Annotated in this window: 12 protein-coding genes; 8 read left to right on the top strand and 4 right to left on the bottom strand. The window is 59.9% G+C overall.

Annotated elements, in window-relative coordinates; translation table 11 throughout:
- Positions 1-62 precede the first annotated feature (62 nt).
- The 6 genes from nirB (at position 63) to ACWKV4_RS11450 (ending at position 6104) form a co-directional block, all read left to right on the top strand.
- A complete protein-coding gene (gene nirB / locus ACWKV4_RS11475; RefSeq protein WP_483832203.1) occupies positions 63-2621 on the top strand; it encodes a nitrite reductase large subunit NirB in 2559 nt (852 codons plus the stop codon).
- A complete protein-coding gene (gene nirD, locus ACWKV4_RS11470; RefSeq protein ID WP_483832202.1) occupies positions 2621-2980 on the top strand; it encodes a nitrite reductase small subunit NirD in 360 nt (119 codons plus the stop codon). The genes nirB and nirD overlap by 1 nt, the downstream gene beginning before the upstream one ends.
- A gap of 116 nt (positions 2981-3096) precedes the next feature.
- Positions 3097-3912: a hypothetical protein gene (locus tag ACWKV4_RS11465; protein ID WP_483832201.1), complete on the top strand. Its 816-nt coding sequence runs from the start codon at positions 3097-3099 to the stop codon at positions 3910-3912.
- 245 nt (positions 3913-4157) lie between these two features.
- Positions 4158-4934 carry a BamJ family beta-barrel-assembly machinery protein gene (bamJ, locus tag ACWKV4_RS11460; protein ID WP_483832200.1) on the top strand — a complete coding sequence of 259 codons (777 nt, stop codon included), beginning with the start codon at positions 4158-4160 and terminating at the stop codon, positions 4932-4934.
- Between the two features lie 251 nt (positions 4935-5185).
- A complete protein-coding gene (locus ACWKV4_RS11455) occupies positions 5186-5635 on the top strand; it encodes a YkvA family protein (RefSeq protein ID WP_483832199.1) in 450 nt (149 codons plus the stop codon).
- Positions 5636-5744: 109 nt separating this feature from the next.
- Entirely contained in the window at positions 5745-6104 is a 360-nt protein-coding gene (locus ACWKV4_RS11450) for a hypothetical protein (protein WP_483832198.1), read from the top strand.
- A 6-nt stretch (positions 6105-6110) separates the two neighbouring features.
- Here ACWKV4_RS11450 and ACWKV4_RS11445 read toward each other — a convergent pair whose 3' ends face one another.
- Both ACWKV4_RS11445 and ACWKV4_RS11440 read right to left on the bottom strand, forming a co-directional pair.
- A complete protein-coding gene (locus ACWKV4_RS11445) occupies positions 6111-7859 on the bottom strand; it encodes a bifunctional diguanylate cyclase/phosphodiesterase (RefSeq protein ID WP_483832197.1) in 1749 nt (582 codons plus the stop codon).
- Positions 7860-7964: 105 nt separating this feature from the next.
- Positions 7965-10040 (bottom strand): carboxy terminal-processing peptidase, encoded by a 2076-nt coding sequence (locus ACWKV4_RS11440; protein WP_483832196.1) that lies wholly within the window; start codon positions 10038-10040, stop codon positions 7965-7967.
- 173 nt (positions 10041-10213) lie between these two features.
- On the opposite strand from ACWKV4_RS11440, the gene ACWKV4_RS11435 reads away from it, so the two are divergent.
- The gene (locus tag ACWKV4_RS11435) at positions 10214-11179 is read left to right on the top strand and encodes an NAD(P)H-quinone oxidoreductase (RefSeq protein WP_483832195.1); all 966 of its coding nucleotides are present in this window, start codon (positions 10214-10216) and stop codon (positions 11177-11179) included.
- Positions 11180-11249: 70 nt separating this feature from the next.
- On the opposite strand, the gene ACWKV4_RS11430 is transcribed toward ACWKV4_RS11435, so the two are convergent.
- The gene (locus ACWKV4_RS11430; RefSeq protein WP_483832194.1) at positions 11250-12605 is read right to left on the bottom strand and encodes a TolC family outer membrane protein; all 1356 of its coding nucleotides are present in this window, start codon (positions 12603-12605) and stop codon (positions 11250-11252) included.
- A 534-nt stretch (positions 12606-13139) separates the two neighbouring features.
- Between ACWKV4_RS11430 and ACWKV4_RS11425 the strand changes: the two genes are divergently transcribed.
- A complete protein-coding gene (locus ACWKV4_RS11425; protein WP_483832193.1) occupies positions 13140-17987 on the top strand; it encodes a retention module-containing protein in 4848 nt (1615 codons plus the stop codon).
- Positions 17988-18152: 165 nt separating this feature from the next.
- On the opposite strand, the gene ACWKV4_RS11420 is transcribed toward ACWKV4_RS11425, so the two are convergent.
- Positions 18153-18740: a UPF0149 family protein gene (locus ACWKV4_RS11420; protein WP_483832192.1), complete on the bottom strand. Its 588-nt coding sequence runs from the start codon at positions 18738-18740 to the stop codon at positions 18153-18155.
- Between the last annotated feature and the right edge of the window lie 14 nt (positions 18741-18754).

Genomic DNA, 18754 nt, shown 5'->3' with positions numbered 1-18754 from the left:
CTCACCGGCTCCAGGCGCCTTTTTCGTTTTTATCAGGGCTGTGCCTTGAAGCGAGGTAGCGTATGAATTCGATCTTCACCCCCAAGCCGCGTGAGCAAGTGATCATCATCGGTAACGGCATGGTCGGTCACCATTTGGTAGAGCAGCTGGCCCAAGGAGGTGCCGCGGGGCGTCTGGATGTGCATGTGTTCGGCGAGGAGCGCCAGCGGGCCTACGATCGCGTTCATCTGTCTGAATACTTCACCGGCAAGTGTGCTGAAACCTTGGCCCTCAATGGCCCAGGCTTTTACCAGCAAAGCAGTGTGCAGGCCCACCATGGTGAAGCGGTGCTGGAAATCGACCGCGCCAATCGTGCCGTGATCACCTCTGAAGGCCGTTACCTGTATGACCGGCTGGTATTGGCCACCGGCTCCTATCCTTTTGTGCCACCCATTGCCGGTTGCGAGGGCGACGCCCGCCTGGTTTACCGTACGCTCGATGACCTGGACCGCATTCGCCAGGCTGCCCAGGGCGCTCGCCGGGGTGTGGTGGTGGGCGGGGGTTTACTGGGCTTGGAAGCGGCCAACGCACTCAAGTCTTTGGGGCTGGAAGCCCATGTGGTGGAGTTCGCGCCACGCCTGATGCCTGTACAGCTAGACCCAGAAGGCGGCGCGGCCCTGCGCGCGCGCATCGAGGCCTTGGGCGTAGGGGTTCACCTGGGGCGGGCCACTCAGGCGGTGGTACCCGGCGAACATTACCGCTACCGCATGAATTTTGACGGCGGCGAGCATTTGGAAACCGACTTGATCGTGTTTTCCGCAGGCATCCGCCCGCAGGATGCTCTGGCTCGCGCCTGTGGCCTGGACGTGGCGCCTCGTGGCGGCGTATTGATCGATAACCACTGCCGTACCAGCGACCCTGCGGTATTCGCCATAGGTGAATGCGCGTCCTGGGAGGGCAGCGTGTTCGGCCTGGTCGCCCCTGGCTACACCATGGCACGCAACCTGGCTGGCCTGCTGCTAGGGCAGGGCGAGGTGGCCTTCAGCGGCGCGGACATGTCCACCAAGCTCAAACTGCTGGGCGTCGACGTGGGCTCCATTGGCGACGCCCAGGGTGCCACGCCAGGTGCCCGCAGCTACCGCTTCATGGACGAAGCCACTGCCAGTTACCGGCGGCTGGTGGTCGACGCCAGCGGCAAAAAAGTGCTCGGCGCGGTGCTGGTGGGGGACAACAGCTACTACGACACTCTTTTGCAGTATGCCCAGAACGGCTTGGCCTTGCCCGCCGACCCCGCGGCCTTGATTCTGCCCCAGGGTAGCGCGGCGCCCCTGCTGGGAGCCGATGCCTTGCCCGCCAGCGCCACGCTCTGCTCCTGCCACAACGTCAGCAAGGCTGCGGTGTGCAGCGCCATTGACGGCGGCTGCGACGACCTGGCCGCGCTCAAGTGCCACACCAAGGCAGGGACCGGCTGTGGGGGCTGCGCCGGGCTGCTCAAGCAAGTGTTCGAGCACGAGCTCAAGGCTCGGGGCGTGGCCGTGGACAAAAGCCTATGCGAGCACTTTGCGCATGACCGCCAGGCGCTCTATGCCCTGGTGAGGGTCGAGGGCATTCGCAGTTTCGAAGCGCTCCATGCCCGCCATGGTCGTGGCAGCCTGGGGTGCGATATCTGCAAGCCCACCGTGGGCAATATTCTGGCGTCCTGCTGGAACCAACCGGTGATGGACCCTTCGCTGGTGCCGCTGCAAGATACTAACGACACCTTTATGGCCAACATGCAAAAAAACGGCACCTACTCGGTGGTGCCGCGTATTCCCGGTGGCGAGATTACCCCGGACAAACTCATTGCCATCGGCGCGGTCGCCAAGAAATACGACCTCTACACCAAAATTACCGGCGGCCAGCGTATCGACCTGTTCGGCGCTCAACTGCACGAGCTTCCAGACATCTGGAGTGAGCTGATCGAGGCGGGTTTTGAAACCGGCCATGCCTATGGCAAATCCACCCGTACGGTGAAGTCCTGCGTGGGCAGCACCTGGTGCCGTTTTGGGGTGCAGGATAGCGTGGCCATGGCCCTCACCATCGAGGACCGCTACAAGGGCCTGCGCTCGCCCCATAAGCTCAAGTTCGCGGTGTCTGGCTGTACCCGAGAGTGCGCCGAGGCCCAGAGCAAGGATGTGGGCGTGATCGCCACCGAGAATGGTTGGAACCTGTACGTGTGCGGCAATGGCGGCATGCGCCCACGTCACGCCGAGCTGTTCGCCACCGACCTGGACGATGCAACCCTTATCCGTTACATCGACCGCTTCTTGATGCTGTACATCCGCACCGCAGACAAACTCCAGCGCACCTCGGTGTGGCGCGAAAGCCTGGAGGGCGGGCTGGACTACCTCAAGGCCGTGATCATCGAGGACAGCCTGGGCCTGGCCGCCGAGCTTGAAGGGCAAATGCAGCATGTGGTGGACCGCTACGAATGCGAGTGGGCCAATGCCCTGAAAGACCCAGCAAAACTCAAGCGCTTCCGCACCTTCGTCAACGAAAACCGCCCCGACCCCGGTGTGCATTTTGTACGTGAACGCGGGCAACGCCGCCCCGCCCGTGCCGATGAAGTCCGCCTGATCCCTCTGAGCGAGGAGGCTTTGTAATGAGTGCCGCTGATTTGGCCTATGCGCCTACATCTACCTGGACCCCACTCTGCGGCCAGGCTGACCTGGTGCCACACTCTGGCGTCGTGGCGTGGCACCAAGGCCAGCAGATCGCCCTTTTCTACCTGCCAGGGCAGGCCCAGGAGCTGTATGCAGTGAGCAACCACGATCCTCGTTCGGGGGCCAACGTCATCGGGCGTGGAATTGTCGGCCACCTGAGCGGCCAGCCGGTGGTGGCCGCGCCGCTCTATAAGCAGCACTTTCGCTTGAGCGATGGCCACTGCCTGGAAGACCCTGCCCAAGCGCTGCGTACGTGGCAGGTAAGGTTGAAGGAGGGGCGGGTAGAGATAGGCGACTAAGGGCTTAGCAGAGCAAGGCGTTGCAGGGGCCGGCACGAGGTGTAAAAGCGGCATACCCAATGGAACCGGCACAAGCTGCCCGCCACTCAGGAGCAGTATCGTTCCCGGGGGTTACCATGTTCAATATTAGTATTGGCCGTTCATCTGCACCGCTTACGCCTGGTGTGGACTCGTCTAGCGAAAAAAGAGCTTCAGCGTCTTTCAAATTCAACGTAGGCAAGCACCTATCCTTCGGCGCGGAGGTAGAGGTGCCGGCAAAGGTCATTGCGGATAAGAAGGCTGACCTTAATGCGGAGCAAACAGGGGTTTTGAACCAAGCCCTAGAGGTTTTACAGGATGAATCAAAGAGCCAACAGGCAAAAACCCCCACGCTCGACCCGGATAAAAAGGGCGCCCAATTCACAATGAATATAGGTGGATTTGGGGATGTGACCGTCCAGTACCAGACCAACCACCCATTGGCTAAAGCGGCAAAGGTGGCAGTCACTGCGCTCGATGTGTTCAATAAACTGGGTGACTCATTGCTCGCTAGAACTAAGAAAATGGCTAATGACCACCGTGGCTCAGCCACAAACTTGAGCACTACGCGGCTGGGGTTGGACGGCGGCATTAACTCCCAGCCAGCCCGGAAAAAGTTTGACCCGCATGCGTTGGGGCCTGATGACACGCTTAAATCCGGCATGACGGCTGAACAGCTTGTTCAAGCGCAGGCAAATGTGAAAGTGGATGGGCCAACATCCAAGGCCGCAGAATCAGAAAAAAAGAGCGGTGTAGAGTACGACGGTAAAGCCCCTGAGGCTGCTAAGCCCAAGGCCAAGGCAAAGTCCTATACCAGAGAAGAGTCTGACGCCAAAGAAGCCCAACAGGCCGCACAAATGGATGCAGACCGGTTGGCGTTGGTAAGAACCTCTGGCAGCCAGCCCACTGGTTAAACGCGATAGTGTATAGGCAGGCCTGGCGAGCGCTACCCACGTGGTACGCATCTCTGTCTGTTGACCTAGAGGGGACGTCCAACGGCAAGTGACACAACTTTCACCTGCCACCTGGAAAATCCTTTGGTAGCCTGAACTTATCAGCACTTTCCCCCTCCTATGGCATAGCCATTGGTCGGGGCTGGCTGCTAAGCTCGCGGCTTCTTTAGACCGCCTCTCGTATGGCGCCCTCACAAGGAAACAGCATGAAACAGCATCGGTTGGCGGCTGCGATCGCCCTGGTTGGGTTGGTTCTCGCCGGTTGCGATAAGCAGACCAGCAGCGTCGAGCTCAAAACCCCAGCTCAAAAAGCGTCCTACGGCATCGGCCTGAACATGGGCAAAAGCCTTGCTCAGGAAGGCATGGACGACCTGGATTCCAAGGCAGTGGCCTTGGGTATCGAAGATGCCGTTGGCAAGAAGGAACAAAAGCTCAAGGACGACGAACTGGTTGAGGCCTTCGCGGCCCTGCAGAAGCGTGCCGAAGAGCGCATGGCCAAGATGAGTGAAGACTCCCTGGCCGCCGGCAAGAAATTCCTGGACGAAAACGGCAAGAAAGAAGGCGTGGTCACTACCGCTTCCGGCTTGCAGTACCAAGTGGTGCAGAAGGCCGACGGCCCTCAGCCCAAGCCTACCGATGTGGTTACCGTTCACTACACCGGTAAGCTGATCGATGGCAAAACCTTCGACAGCTCCGTTGAACGCGGCAGCCCGATCGATCTGCCGGTAAGCGGCGTGATCCCTGGTTGGGTTGAAGGCCTACAATTGATGCACGTAGGCGAGAAGGTGAAGTTGTTCATCCCAAGCGACCTGGCCTACGGCGCGCAAAGCCCGAGCCCGACCATCCCGGCTAACTCGGTATTGGTGTTCGACCTCGAACTGCTGGGTATCAAGGACCCATCCCAGGCCGCGCCAGCGCCCGAGGAAGCCGGCCAGGCCCCAGCGCCAGACGCGCCAGCCGAAGCGCCAGCGACCAAGAAGTAATCAGGCTCTGCCTACCAATAACGCCCCGCTAACCGGGGCGTTGTCGTTTCTGCAGCACGCTGACACAAGCGGCTTGTATTAAACCTCGACGCCTGTTATGTGAGGTTTAGGTAACTGAAAGTGAACGAAAAAGCGCCGATTTGACCCTACCCCTTTAGAGCTGGGGCTTCTAGGCCATTCTGGTGTCACTGTTCACATGGTTATCCACACATTTTGTGGATAATCTTCTTCAAGCGTATCGTGGAGGCTTCATGAAAGTACCCTTGGGCTTCAATCAATTTCTTCCCCTGGCCGAACGCCTGATCGCCCGTGGTCGCCTGCCTGCCTTGGCATTGGCAGTGGCGCGCAAGGCGCGTGGTAGAAAACTCGGCGGCCTCAAAGAAGACCTGGGCCTGTTGCAGTCGTTGTGCCTGGCTTACTGGCGCGGCGAATATCGCGCGGTCAGCGGCAAGGCGATCTTGTCAGTGGTTGCGGGGTTATTGTATTTCGTTAGCCCTATTGACGTAATCCCGGACTGGTTAGTGGGTGTAGGCTTCCTGGATGACATTGCTGTGCTGGGCTGGGTGATGAAAACCCTGCAAGGGGAGTTGGATGCCTTCCGTACCTGGCGTTCACGGCAACATCCTGAGGCGCTTAGTGCAGTAGAGCGAGTTCCCGAGCAAACCCTCCCCCTCGAAGGCGAATACCTGCGCAAGCCTTGATCGTCCTATGCCTGGCGGGGGCAAGTACAACTAGACAGGGCGCGCTCGGTGCGCGGTACTGGTAAGCTGCGGGGGTACCCCAAGGAGCGTCTGGCAGAGAGGGCCGTGAATGAGCGTAAGAATCAGCCGGCAGCATTGGGAAGGGTTGCTTAGCGAACTGGACGCAGCCCGTCAACAACGGCACCTGCTGACGTACCGGGCGCTACTTGAACGGTTGCAGTTGCCTACCCCTGCCATGCAAACCCTGACAGCGGCCCTTGAACACTTGGCTGCCTTGGATGCCCAGGCCGAGCAGCCTTTGCGCAGTTCATTGGTGATTAGCCAAGGGGCCTGCCGCTTGCCAAGAACGGGTTTTTTCGAGTGCGTTGAGCGCCTGGGGCGCTTCTCAGGCCCGGCGGACGGGGTGGCGGCGGCCTCCTGGCATGCCTCTGAAGTCGCGCGGGTATTTGAGTACGACTACTCAGCCTGAACCCCTTCAACGCTTAACGCTGTGCAGGACTATGCAAGAGCCTGGTGCTTGCTTGGCTTCGTGTTTGGCCTCGGACGCCTGTGCGGCCAGTTGTTCGGCGTCTGTGCCCACGCAATCGGTGCTCAACACATGAACCACCCCAATGGAAAGCGACAGCAACCCGAAGTGCTGCGGAGCGCCCTGGCGGTTGGGTGCGATAAAGCTCCCCGCAGCCAAGTGTTCCCCTCGGTAGAAGCGTTGGCAACGCAGACTAAAATCCTCGATCAGCCGCTCCAGTCGTAGGCGCCAGTCCCCCGAACCCAGCACCAGCATAAAGTCGTCCCCGCCTATATGGCCGAGAAAGTCCCGGCTGGGGTCTACCCGCTCGCTCAGGCATTGTGCAAGGCACAGCAGTACCTCATCGCCACGGCTGTAACCGTACAGGTCGTTGAAGGGCTTGAAGTGATCGATGTCGATATAGCACACGGCAACCTCACGCCCTTGAGCCAGTACCCGTTCCAGGCATTGGCGTATGGGCACATTGCCAGGAAGCAAGGTCAAGGGGTTGGCATAGCGCGCCTGTTCGATCTTAAGCTCGGTAATCAGCTTCAAGACGTCGATGACCCGCCCAAGCCCTAGATAACGCCCGCCTTCAGTGATGATGAAGTCTTCTTCGATGCGCTGCCGTGCCCGGCTGGTGAGCAGGCGGCTAACCTGTTGCAAGGTCTGCCCCAGTTCCACGGCCAGAAAGTCCTCGCTCATCAAGCGGCTGATCGGCTTGCGGGCAAACAGGTCAGTGGCGAAGGGTTTGAGCAAGGCGTCTGATAGGCAGTGCCGATGTACGATGCCACAGGGCCGGTGCTCAGCGTCTAGCACGGCCACTGAGTTGAGATTGGCTTGCAGGCGGAAGGCATCCAGTACCTTCGCGGTAGGGGTTTGGTGGGGCACCGCGGCCTGCTCCAGTAGTAGATGGCGCAGGTCGGGGCTTGCCTCGGCCAGGGCGGCTACAGGGCGTACTTGGGGCAAAAGCTGGCTGGCGTCCCGGGGAGGGCGCTCTTGAGGCCTGGCCAGCAGGTACCCCTGTACCAGCGTCACGCCCATTTCGCTCAGGACCTCCAACTCATCCAACTGCTCGATACCTTCGGCAATGACTTGGGCCTGAGAGCGCCGGGCGATCTGTAGGATGGACCCTACGAATTCCCGCTTCAATGCGTCTTGGTGAATGCCTTCGATGAAGTGACGGTCAATTTTTACGTAATCCGGGCGCAGCTCCGACCATAGGCGCAGGCTGGAGTAGCCCGCGCCCAAGTCATCCAGGGCGATAGTAAAGCCCATGGCACGGTAGTGGTGCAGGGCGTTGGATAACAGCTGAAAGTCGTCGGTAGGGGTGTGCTCAGTGAGCTCGATGACTACCTGATTGGGCAGCAGGCCAAAGCGACGTAGCAATTGCAGGGTGAGCCCCGAAGGGTGCGTAGGGTCGAGCAGGGATTCGGGCGACACGTTAAGGAACAGCTTGCCCTCCAGCCCCTGCTCGCTGAAGCGCTTGCAAGCGGTTTGCCTGCACAGCATTTCCAGTTCGCTCAAATGTGCGGTTTGCCGGGCCACGGCAAACAGGTTCAGCGGAGAGTGCAGCGCGCTGTTGGACGGGCCTCGGCTTAGTGCTTCATACCCCAACAGGCGGCGTTCGGTGAGGGATACGATGGGTTGGAACAGAGTATGGATAGAGCCTTGAGCCAAGATGGCATTAAGGGCGCCGAGCTGTTCGGTGATGGTCATGATCGCCTGCCGCGCAAATGAAGAGGCCGAACATCGCTGCTCGGCCTCCTATTTCACGACAGTTCGATGACAGCGTGATGACTAAATAGCCATCACCTGCCAACGTTAGTGTTTCGCCACTCGTGTATTGAGCCGCAGATAGTCGATCAAGATGCGACCGGTCTCACTCAAGTAAGCGTCGTCTTCCGGCTTGGTGTCGTCTGGGGCGCCGGCCAGAGGATCTTCTTCCTCTTTCTTCAGCTCCTTGAGCGGCTCCTCGCCCTTGGCCTTGCGACGAGTGTTTTCCAAGGCCAGCTGTTGAGCTTCGATGGAGGTATGCTCGGCGCGGCGCTTGGCTTCATTGAGGCTGACGGTTTTCTCTTCCGACAGCTTCTGGCTCAGCGCCAGGCGATCACGGATATACGCGAACTCGGCATCGTTCAGGGTGCGCTTGTCATGCAGCGCCTTGAGCTGGGCCAAGTACGGCTTGAACGGGTCGGTTTCCGGCTTGACCGCCGGGCGAATGGTGTCCCATGGCATGGCTTCAGGCAGGGCGCTCTCGCCGATCTCCTTGGTGTCGATGATCGACGGGTAGTCGATGTCCGGCAGCACACCTTGATGCTGGGTGCTTTGCCCTGACACTCTGTAGAACTTGGCCAAGGTCAGCTTGAGTTCGCCATGGTTCAGCGGCTGAATGGTCTGCACCGTGCCTTTGCCGAAGGTCTGGCCACCGATGATCAACGCACGGTGGTAGTCCTGCATGGCGCCAGCGAAGATTTCCGATGCCGAGGCTGACAGCCGGTTGACTAACAGCGCCAACGGGCCCTTGTAGAAGGCACCCGGGTTTTCATCCTCGAGCACATCTACTTTGCCGTCGCTGTTGCGCACCAGCACCGTCGGGCCTTTCTCGATAAACAGGCTGGTGAGTTCGGTGGCTTCCTGCAAGGAACCACCGCCGTTGTTGCGCAGGTCGATGACCACGCCGTCGACTTTTTCTTTCTGCAGTTCGCTCAGTAGCTTCTTCACGTCGCGCGTGGTGGACTTGTAGTCCGGGTCGCCCGCACGGAAGGCTTTGAAATCCAGGTAGAAAGCAGGGATCTCGATCACGCCCAGCTTGTAGTCCTTGCCGTCCTGGTTCAGGTGCAGCACCGACTTCTTCGCCGCTTGTTCTTCGAGCTTCACCGCTTCGCGGGTGATGGGCACGATCTTGCTGGTCTGGTCATTAGGCGCATTGGTGTGAGGGATTACCTCCAAGCGCACGACCGAGCCCTTGGGGCCGCGGATCAGCTTGACCACTTCGTCCAGGCGCCAGCCCACCACGTCAACCATTTCCTTGTCGCCCTGGGCCACGCCGATGATCTTGTCCGAGGGTGCTACCTGCTTGGTTTTATCCGCCGGGCCGGCCGGCACCAGGCGGACAATCTTCACTTGATCGTTATCGCTTTGAAGTACCGCGCCTATGCCTTCGAGGGACAGGCTCATGTTGATATCGAAGTTCTCCGCGTTGTCCGGAGACAGGTAGTTCGTATGCGGATCGTACGACTGAGCGAAGGTATTAATGTAAGCCTGGAAGATATCCTCGGCACGGGTTTGATCCAGCCGGGCCAATTGATTCTTGTAACGCTTGGTGAGGGTTTCCTGAATCTGCTTGGGCTCTTTGCCAGCGAGTTTCATGCGCAACACTTCGTCCATCACCCGCTTTCGCCACAGGGTGTCAAGGTCTGCCTCGGAAGCAAGCCACGGAGCGTCTTTACGGTCTACTTCAAGGGTTTCATTGCCGGAGAAGTCCAGCTTGTCCACACCGTCGTCGAGCAAGCTCAATGCGTGGTCCAGGCGAGCTTTTACCCGATCAAGATAACGCTTGTAGATAGTGAAGCCCGGGTCGAGATTCCCACTCTTGAGGAAGTCGTCGAACTGAGTTTTCCACTTATCGAATTCGGCAATGTCGCTGGCCATAAAATAACTGCGCGACGGATCGAGCAGCTTGAGGTAACTGTCATAAATGATGACGGAGCGCGCATCATTCAACGGCGGCTTGCTGTAGTGATGGCGTTTTAATAGTTCGACAACATTGAGGCTGGCGATCACCTCGTCACGGTCGGGCTGAAGCTTGTTCCAGCTATTGGCCGCGAAGCCTGGAGCTGACAGCAGGCTAAGGCTTATGCCTAGCGCCAGGGCGGTACCGGGAAATAAATGCTTCATGCTTATTCGACGCGGGGACAGTTGATCACGCATATTAGGCCGTCTTTGAATGGACCGGTTCCGCTTCACTGCATTAAATCCTGTTCATGCAGTATTAGGGTACGTAAGTCACATAATGCAAAAAACCCCACGCTATGGCGCGGGGCTCACTCTGGCTCAACTATGGAGGTACCGTGAAGGCATTGCAAGGCATGGAAGGGCATGTGGAATGGGCAGATTACCCAACACCTGCATGCGACGTAGGGCAAGTGCGCATACGCGTAGCCGCCGCCGGGCTCAATCGAGCCGATTTATTACAGCGTTCGGGGCACTATCCGCCACCACCGGGGGCCAGTGAAGTACTAGGCCTGGAGTGTGCGGGTGTGATCAGCGAAGTCGGGGCCGGTGTGGCCTGGAACGTGGGTGACCGGGTTTGTACATTGTTAGCCGGCGGCGGCATGGCCGAGGAAGTCGTAGTAGACGCCCGCCATGTACTGCCCGTGCCAGAAGGCCTTACGCTGGTAGAGGCCGCAGGCATTCTTGAGGTGTACAGCACGGTCTGGCTCAACCTGTTCCAGCTCGCTGCCCTGCAGCCTGGCGAGAAAGTCCTGCTGCACGCCGGTGCCAGCGGTATCGGCTCGGCGGCCATTCAGCTGTGCAAGGCATTCGGCAACCCTACGTGGGTCACCGTGGGTTCGGCGGAGCGCTTGGCCTATTGCGAGAAGCTTGGCGCCCAGGGCGGCGTGCTGCGCGGCGACGGGTTGCCAGGGTTGAAAGACCATGGGCCATTCGACGTGATACTCGATCCGGTGGGCGCCAGTTATGCCGAGCTTAACCAGGAAGTTGCCGCCCGCGACGCCCGTTGGGTGCTGATCGGTACCATGGGTGGGCGCGATGCCAAGCTGGATATGGGGATAATGCTGGGCAAGCGTATTCAGCTGATCGGCTCTACCCTGCGCAGCCGTGACGATGCCTTCAAGGCCGAGCTGCTTCGTGAACTGGGTCAGCACGTATTGCCGCTGTTCACCGAGGGCCGGTTGAGCCCACAGATCGCCGCTACCTTCCCCGCGCACGAGGCAGAAGCTGCGTTCGCGGAATTGGCGAGCAACAAGGTGTCTGGGAAAGTGATTCTGATCATCAACCCTGAGCAGGTCGATTAAGCATTCGCCAGCTTGCGTGCTCCTACCACCGCTGTAGGAGCACGCAAGCTGGCGAACCCTCGCTTAACGCTTAGCGCATATCAGGCAGGTGCGCTTCGCTCTTTACGTCGGACTTCGCCACGGCAGTGGCAGGCAGAACGACTTTGGCCTTCGGCAGGATTTCACCCATATTGGCCAACACCCGGTACATCGAGTATTCCTCGGTGTAACGTACTTCGGTGTAACGACGGTTGGCGTTGTACAACTCGTTCTCGCTGTCCAGCAAGTCCAGCAAGGTACGTTGGCCCAAGCCGAACTGGTTCTGGTAGGCCGCGCGCACGCGGGTGGTGGTTTCGGCATACTCACGCGCGCTCGGGGCTTGCTGGCGAGCGTTGAGCATGGCGTTCCAAGCCAGGGACATGTTCTCGTTCATGCTGCGCAGGGCATTGTTACGAATGTCCATGGCCTGATTGATGCGGTGCGCGTCAGCCTGCAGGCGAGCCTTGTCGCTGCCGCCGCGGAACAGGTTGTAGCTCACCGCAACGCCGGCACGCCAATCGTTGGCATGGCCTTCTTCGCCAGAAATGTTGTTGTTGGCCCCAACCGCGACTTCTGCATCCACCCGTGGATAGAACTGGGATTTAGCGCCTTCGTACTGCTGCTCGGCGGCCTGCACGTCGGCCTGGGCCGATTTCAGGTACGGGTTGTTGTCGATCATCGACTGACGTGCCTGGGCAATTTCCGCAGGCAGCTCGCCACGAATGGTCGCGGGCGCTTCCAGTTCGTCGGGCATGCGGCCAGTGGCGCTGAAGAAGTTCGCTTCAGCGTCGGCCAGGTCCACCATGGCGGTCTGGTAGTTGTTCTCGGCCAGCGCGCGGCGGGCGCGGGACTGGTCGCTGTCGGCGGTGCTGCCGATGCCACGCTCGGTACGCAGGCCGATCTGATCGTTCACCCGCAAGTGGGCTTGCAGGTTGTTTTTGGCCAGGTCAACCAGTTCGCGCCGCTTGAGCACTTCCAGGTACACCTCCACCGCCCTCAGGGCCAGGTCCTGGGCCACGCCTTGCACATAAAAGGCGCGGGAGTTGGACACCGACTGGGTGCGCGACACTTCACGGGTGGCGCTGGAGCCGTCGAACAACATTTGCCGTACGCGCAGTTCGGACGTGGTGTAAGTCAGTAACTCTTTATGGTGGCCACCCTGAGCGCGGGTGGTTGGCGTATCAGAGTTTTCTCGACCGTAACCGCCAACGAAATCGACGCTAGGCAAGTAAGCGCCACGAGCGATCTTTACGTCTTCATCGGCGGCGAGGCGACTATTGATATTCGATTGCAGCTCCGGGTGAGTATCCACGGTGCTCTGAATGGCCTCCTGAAGCGTCATGGCGTGGGCTTGCATAGCCCCCAGCGCCAGTAACACCGCGCTGCAGATGGGTGTAAAGGTGCGCATCGAATTACTTCTCCCTGTCCCTAGTTATGGCAGTCGCCATTTTTTTGGCGGAAATCTATGTGCTTCCGTGTGCGGATGCTAACACCACAGCTCCACAGAAAATTCTTTGTTGCTAATACCTTTTTCTCATAACGCTTATTCCTAAAAAAACTTATGTGCCTTTTTAGGTTTCAGTTCATCTTACACGTGTTCATTTGGCTGAAAGCTCCGCGTGTGGCGGGGTACAGCGAATTTCTAACGGCAGCGGCAACCCCTGTGGCAAGGGTGAGGTGGATCGTACTCCAGACGGATTTGGGCAGTAATGAAAGTGACGGTTTTCTGTCGCCAACATTAAAGAAAGCATCTTCTCGCTCAAATGCGACAAAAAGTGTAGGAAAAACGTAAGTGTTTGATTTTTCAATAAACACCCTTTTTTCACGAAACTTTGACACGGCAAAGGGTAGCAAGTTGCCAGCCTTGTTGTGAACTCCCCGGATTATTTTCTGTCTTCTTGCGCAGCGACCGGTGCCGGTCAGCATTGGAGGAGTGGGGCAAATGGCAACCTTGATCGGTGTGGTCAGCAAGGTAGTAGGTCAAGTATTCGCGGTCGCCGGTGATGGCTCGCGTCGTATCCTGGTCGAAGGCGATCGGGTCTATGCGGGTGAGCAGCTCGATACGGGCGTAGGTGGCGCCATCTCGGTCCACTTGCAGAACGGCCAGGATATTGCCTTGGGCCGTGGCAGCAGCCTTGCGCTGACTGATGGCCTGCTTCACAACCAAGCTCCAGACATCCAGATTCTCGATGAGCGCGTGGCCGATACCGCGCTTGACGATGTGAACGCCTTGCAACAAGCCATCGCCGCGGGCGAAGACCCTACCCAGGTCTCCGAGCCTACCGCCGCTGGCCCTACCGCTACCGGCCCGACTGGCGTGCCCAGTGGCGGTGGTGGCCACAGTTTCGTACTGCTTGAAGAAGTGGGTGGCGCGGTAGACCCGACCATTGGCTTCCCGACCGCGGGCCTGCCCGTAGCCCCGGAGTTCCCGGACCCTACGCTGCCACCGTTGGTCGATGTGGACGCTGGCACGCCGGGCGTACCAGGTACTCCAACTAACCCGGGCACTAACCCGGGCACGCCCTTGCCGCCAACGCCGCCTGTATCTACACCCACGGATAACCCCGTCACCCTGGGTGGCCTGGACATAACAGGCGGCGAAGTCGCGGTAAACGAAGCTAACCTCGCCAAGGGCTCAAGCCCCGACGCCGCCGCGCTCACTCAGGCCGGTAGCTTTACTGTGAATGCGCCCGATGGGCTGAGCAGCCTGCTGATCGGCACCCTGGAAGTGGTGCGGGCAGGGCAGGTTGTGGGGGTGGGCCAGTCGTTGACCACCGATGACGGTAACCAGTTGACCGTGACCGGTTTCGACCTGGCCTCTGGCACGCTGACCTATACCTACACCCTGGTAGATAACGCCGCGCACCCTGCGGGCGACGGCGCCAATACCTTGGGCGAAAGCATTGCGGTCGTTGCCGTGGACGCCAACGGGTCTACGGCTAATGGTACCTTGGATGTTGTCATCCAGGACGACGTGCCCACGGCCGTTGCCGATACCCAGAGCGTACCTGTCACCGAACAGCTGACCAGCATCACCGGCAATGTATTGGATAACGACACTCAGGGCGCCGATGCCATCGCGACCGGGGGCGTGACCGCGGGTACCTTCACAGGCACCTACGGCACCCTGGTGCTGGCCGCCGATGGCAGCTACACCTATACGCTCAATACCGCGGGCACGAACTTCCAGGACCTGTTCGGCGGACGTTCGGCCACCGACACCTTCACCTACACGCTTAACGACTCCGACGGCGATAGCAGCACGGCGTCCTTGACCTTGAACCTGACCAACCTGGATGACCCGGTCATTATCCGTAACCTCGGTCAGGATGGCGGCGAGCAGCGGGTCTTCGAGGCTAACCTCAGCACAGGTACCGACCCGGATGCCGCCGCGCTGACACGCACTGGCACCTTCACCCTCGATGCCAAGGATGGCCTGGCTACCCTGACCATCGACGGCGTGGATGTGATCGGTGGTGCTGCTACCGGCCTGCCTGTCACCATTACCGGGCAGTTGGGCAATGCCCTGACCATCACTGGCTTCGATGCGGCCACTGGCGTGGTGAGCTACAGCTACACGCTCTCCGTGGCTCAGGAACATAACCTGGACCGCAATGAACTGTCCGAAGACTTCCGCGTGGTGGCCACCGACCGGGACGGCGATTCCGGTACCGCCTGGCTCAATATACGGATCGAAGACGATAATCCCGTTGCCCGCGACGACAGCGCCAACGTCGATGACAACACCACCGTGGCCAGCGGCAATGTGCTGAGCAACGATGCCTTGGGCGCTGATGCGATAGCCTCGCCCGTGACCAACCCAGGCACGTATGTAGGTACCTACGGCACGCTGGTGCTGGCGGCAGACGGCAGTTACACCTACACCTTGGATACCAACGGCACCGCTTACAAGGCATTACTGGCCAGCGGTGCAGCGGTTGGCACCGCTACCGAAACCTTCGGTTACTCCATTATCGACAGTGATGGTGACACGGCCCGCGCCAACCTGACGGTGAACGTGCAGAACCTGGACGACCCTGTCACCTTTATCAACCTGGGCGTGGACGGCGGCGAGCAACGTGTATTCGAAGCCAACCTACCTGGCGGCACCAGCCCTGATGCCGACGCGCTAACCCGCACGGGTACCTTCACCCTCAACGCGAAGGACGGCCTGACCACCCTGACCATTGATGGCGTGGATGTGATCGGCGGCAACGCCACTGGCCTGCCGGTGACCATCACGGGCCAGTTGGGCAATGCCCTGACCATTACCGATTACAATGCCACCACTGGCGTGGTCAGCTACAGCTACACCTTGTCCCAGGCCCAGCAAAACAATGATGGCAAGGCTCAGAACGAGCTGTCTGAGGACTTCCACCTGATCGCCACCGATAGCGACGGCGACAAGGGCAGCGCCTGGCTCAACGTGCGTATCGAAGATGACCGGCCTGTTGCCGCGCCCGTCACTGAAACCGTGGCTAGCGCGAATGCCAACACCAACGTGCTGCTGGTGCTGGATGTATCCAACAGCATGGGGCAGAGCTCCAAGGTCAACGGCCTGTCGCGGTTGGACCTGGCCAAGCAGGCCATCAACGAACTGTTGGGCAAGTACGACGCGCTGGGGGATGTGAAGGTACAGATTGTGACCTTCAACAACCATGAGAAGGTGCTGAGCACCGAGTGGATGACCGTGGCCGAAGCGCGCGCCGCCATCGCCAGCGACAACATCACTCACGGGGGCGGGACCAACTACGACTATGCGCTCAACGGGGCCGAGCAAGCCTGGGCGACCGCGGGTAAGTTGACCAACGCGCAAAACGTGAGTTATTTCCTGTCTGACGGCAACCCTACGCTGTCGGATGAGCGGCCCAAGACCGGCAATGGTCAGTCGGGCAACAAAACCGACACCGCCCTGGGCGACGGCATCGATACGGGGGAGCAAGCCGCATGGCAGACCTTCTTATCCAACAACCAGATTCAGTCCTATGCCATTGGCATGGGGCCGAGCGCCAAGGCTGTGTACCTTGACCCCATCGCCTATGACGGCACTACCGGTACAGACACGCCTCCTGTGGTAGTGACTGACCTCTCGCAGCTGCCCGCCGTACTCAACGGTACCGTGGGTGGCGGCTCGGTGACCGGCAGCCTGGCCAACGCGGCGAAGTTCGGTGCCGACGGCGGCCATATACAGGGCGTTAGCGTCGATGGCGTAAACTACACCTTCGACGGCAAAGGCGCGGTCAGCGCGTCGGGTGGGGCGGGTAACTGGAGCTTCGACAGCACCAGCCATTTCCTTACCATCACCACCACCCAGGGCGGCACCTTCGCCATCAACGTTGAAAACGGCCAGTACCGTTACGACGCAGCTTCAGGCAAGGCCGGTACCACCGAGCAGATCGGCTATAGCCTGGTCGACAACGACGGCGACGCGGCGGGTTCTACCTTGACCATCAACGTGAATGGCGGCGCGGCACCGGCCAGCAGCGTTGCCAGCGTGATGAGCGCGTCCAACGCCATTGTGGTAGATAACAGCCTTGCGTCCGCTGGCGCTGACTTTACCGCTACCCGTGCGGCTACCTTGGCCGTGGCTGGTAACAGCCTTGAGGTACAGCGCGCGCAGTTCTATGCCAATACCCTGGCCTTGACGGCGGCGCTGTTGATCACCGGAACACTAGGCGGCGCGCAGCCGGCCGACGCTAGCGATACGCTGAGTGTGAATTTGCGTCAGGGTGAAGCCCTGCACCTGGATTCGGCCGCGGTGAGCAGTGGCGCGGCAACCCTAAGCTACGCAGTGGGGGACGGCAGCTATACAGCGCTTGTAGGCAGTACTTTGATCGCTGGCAGCGATGGTACCTATCATGTCAAGGTAACCCAGGCAGAACCTACAGCCAGCAGCGAGAGCTACCAGCTGAACCTGAACCTGGATTACAGCAGCGTACATACTGCCGCGGCTTCTACCACGGCTGAACCTACCGCAGACCACGACAGCGCTGGCCATGCCAGTGCTTTGGTGACGGCAGAGCAAGCTAGCACTCAGGTGGTCACCGGCACTGACGGTGATGACACCTTGGTAGGCGGCCAGGGCACTGATGAGCTGCACGGCGGCGCGGGCAACGACCTGTTGCTGGCCGGGGCTCATACGGTAGTGCTCGACGGTGGCACGGGCTTCGACACGGTGAGCTATGAAGCGGCCACTAGCGCGGTGACCGTAGACCTGCGTGGCGAAGGCAACACTGGCGGCTGGGCGGCGGGGGAGACCCTGACCGGCATCGAGCAACTGGTGGGCTCGGACTACAACGATATCTTCCATGCCGGCGACTCAGGCCTGGTGATGAATGGCGGCAAGGGCGACGACCAACTGTTTGGCGGGGCTGGCAACGACACGCTGATTGGGGGTGCCGGCAACGACACCCTGACCGGCGGCGGCGGGGCGGACACCTTCGTCTGGCAGGCCGGCGATGCTGGCACCGATACGGTGACGGACTTCCAACTTGGCACCGATACCCTGGATTTGGGCGCGCTATTGGGGGATGCCGCCAAAAGCGGGCTGGAGAACTTGCTGAGCTTCAAGGTCAGCGGTAGCGGCGATAGCCTGGTATCCACCATCGACATCAGCACCACCCCAGGCGCGGCACCGGTACAGAGCATTGACCTGCAGCACGTGAACGTGGCCCAAGCCTACAATGTAAGTACCGACCCAAGCGGCGCGGTGGTGGGGCTGCAGAACAATTCGGCCATCATCAACGGCCTGCTGGGCGATCACTCGCTGAAGGTCGACAGCACAGTGTAATGCCTATTCGCGAGCCTTGCTCGCTCCTACAGGCGACGCATCTCGTCTGTAGGAGCGAGCAAGGCTCGCGAATGTGGTATGGCACGCCATCAGGTAAGCGCTGTTCGCGAGCCTGCGCTCGCTCCTATGGGCAGGGCAGGCTACAGCTTGTGGTTAATCGTGGAATCAATGCTTGCGGGGCTTAAGCAGGGCAGGCTTTTCATCCGGGGCATGGCTGAGCAAAAACAGCCCGGTCAGGATCTCCGGAATCTGCACCACCATTTCCGACTGCAGGTCAGGGTCGCTGGCGATATCGGCGAATTCTGGCTGTTCGTCGAATAAACCAGACCCCACCATGATCGGCAACAGCAGCTCGCTGACTTCGTCTTCGGCTGACTCGAACCAGGCAGCTTCGCGCAGGAATACCCCCTCCATAAAGCCGATACACCAGCCGCGCAGGTCGGACTCGTCTGGGGTGTCGCCCAGGTCCAGGTCGCAGGGCAGCTCGAATTCGTCATCGCTGGCCAGCTGCTTGGCGATGTGCGCCTTGAGCTGGATCAACGTAGCCTCGATGGCTTCGCGTTCGGCGGCATCGTTATAGCGAGGCTCTTCGGCGAACAGCGCGTCGATCCATTCACGCTCTGGCACCTCTTCGGTGGAGATGGACAGCGCGGTCAGGTAGCCATGCGCCGCTACGTAGTCCAGCGCTTCTTCATGGAGCTCATCGGCGTCCAGGAAGACTTGCAGGCGGGTGAGTTGCTCGGCGAAGGACATGAATTGCTACCTTG

The organism is Pseudomonas artemisiae, from assembly GCF_057128685.1.
Note: the sequence above shows the minus strand (reverse complement) of the source record. Positions and strands in the feature narration are given on the sequence as shown.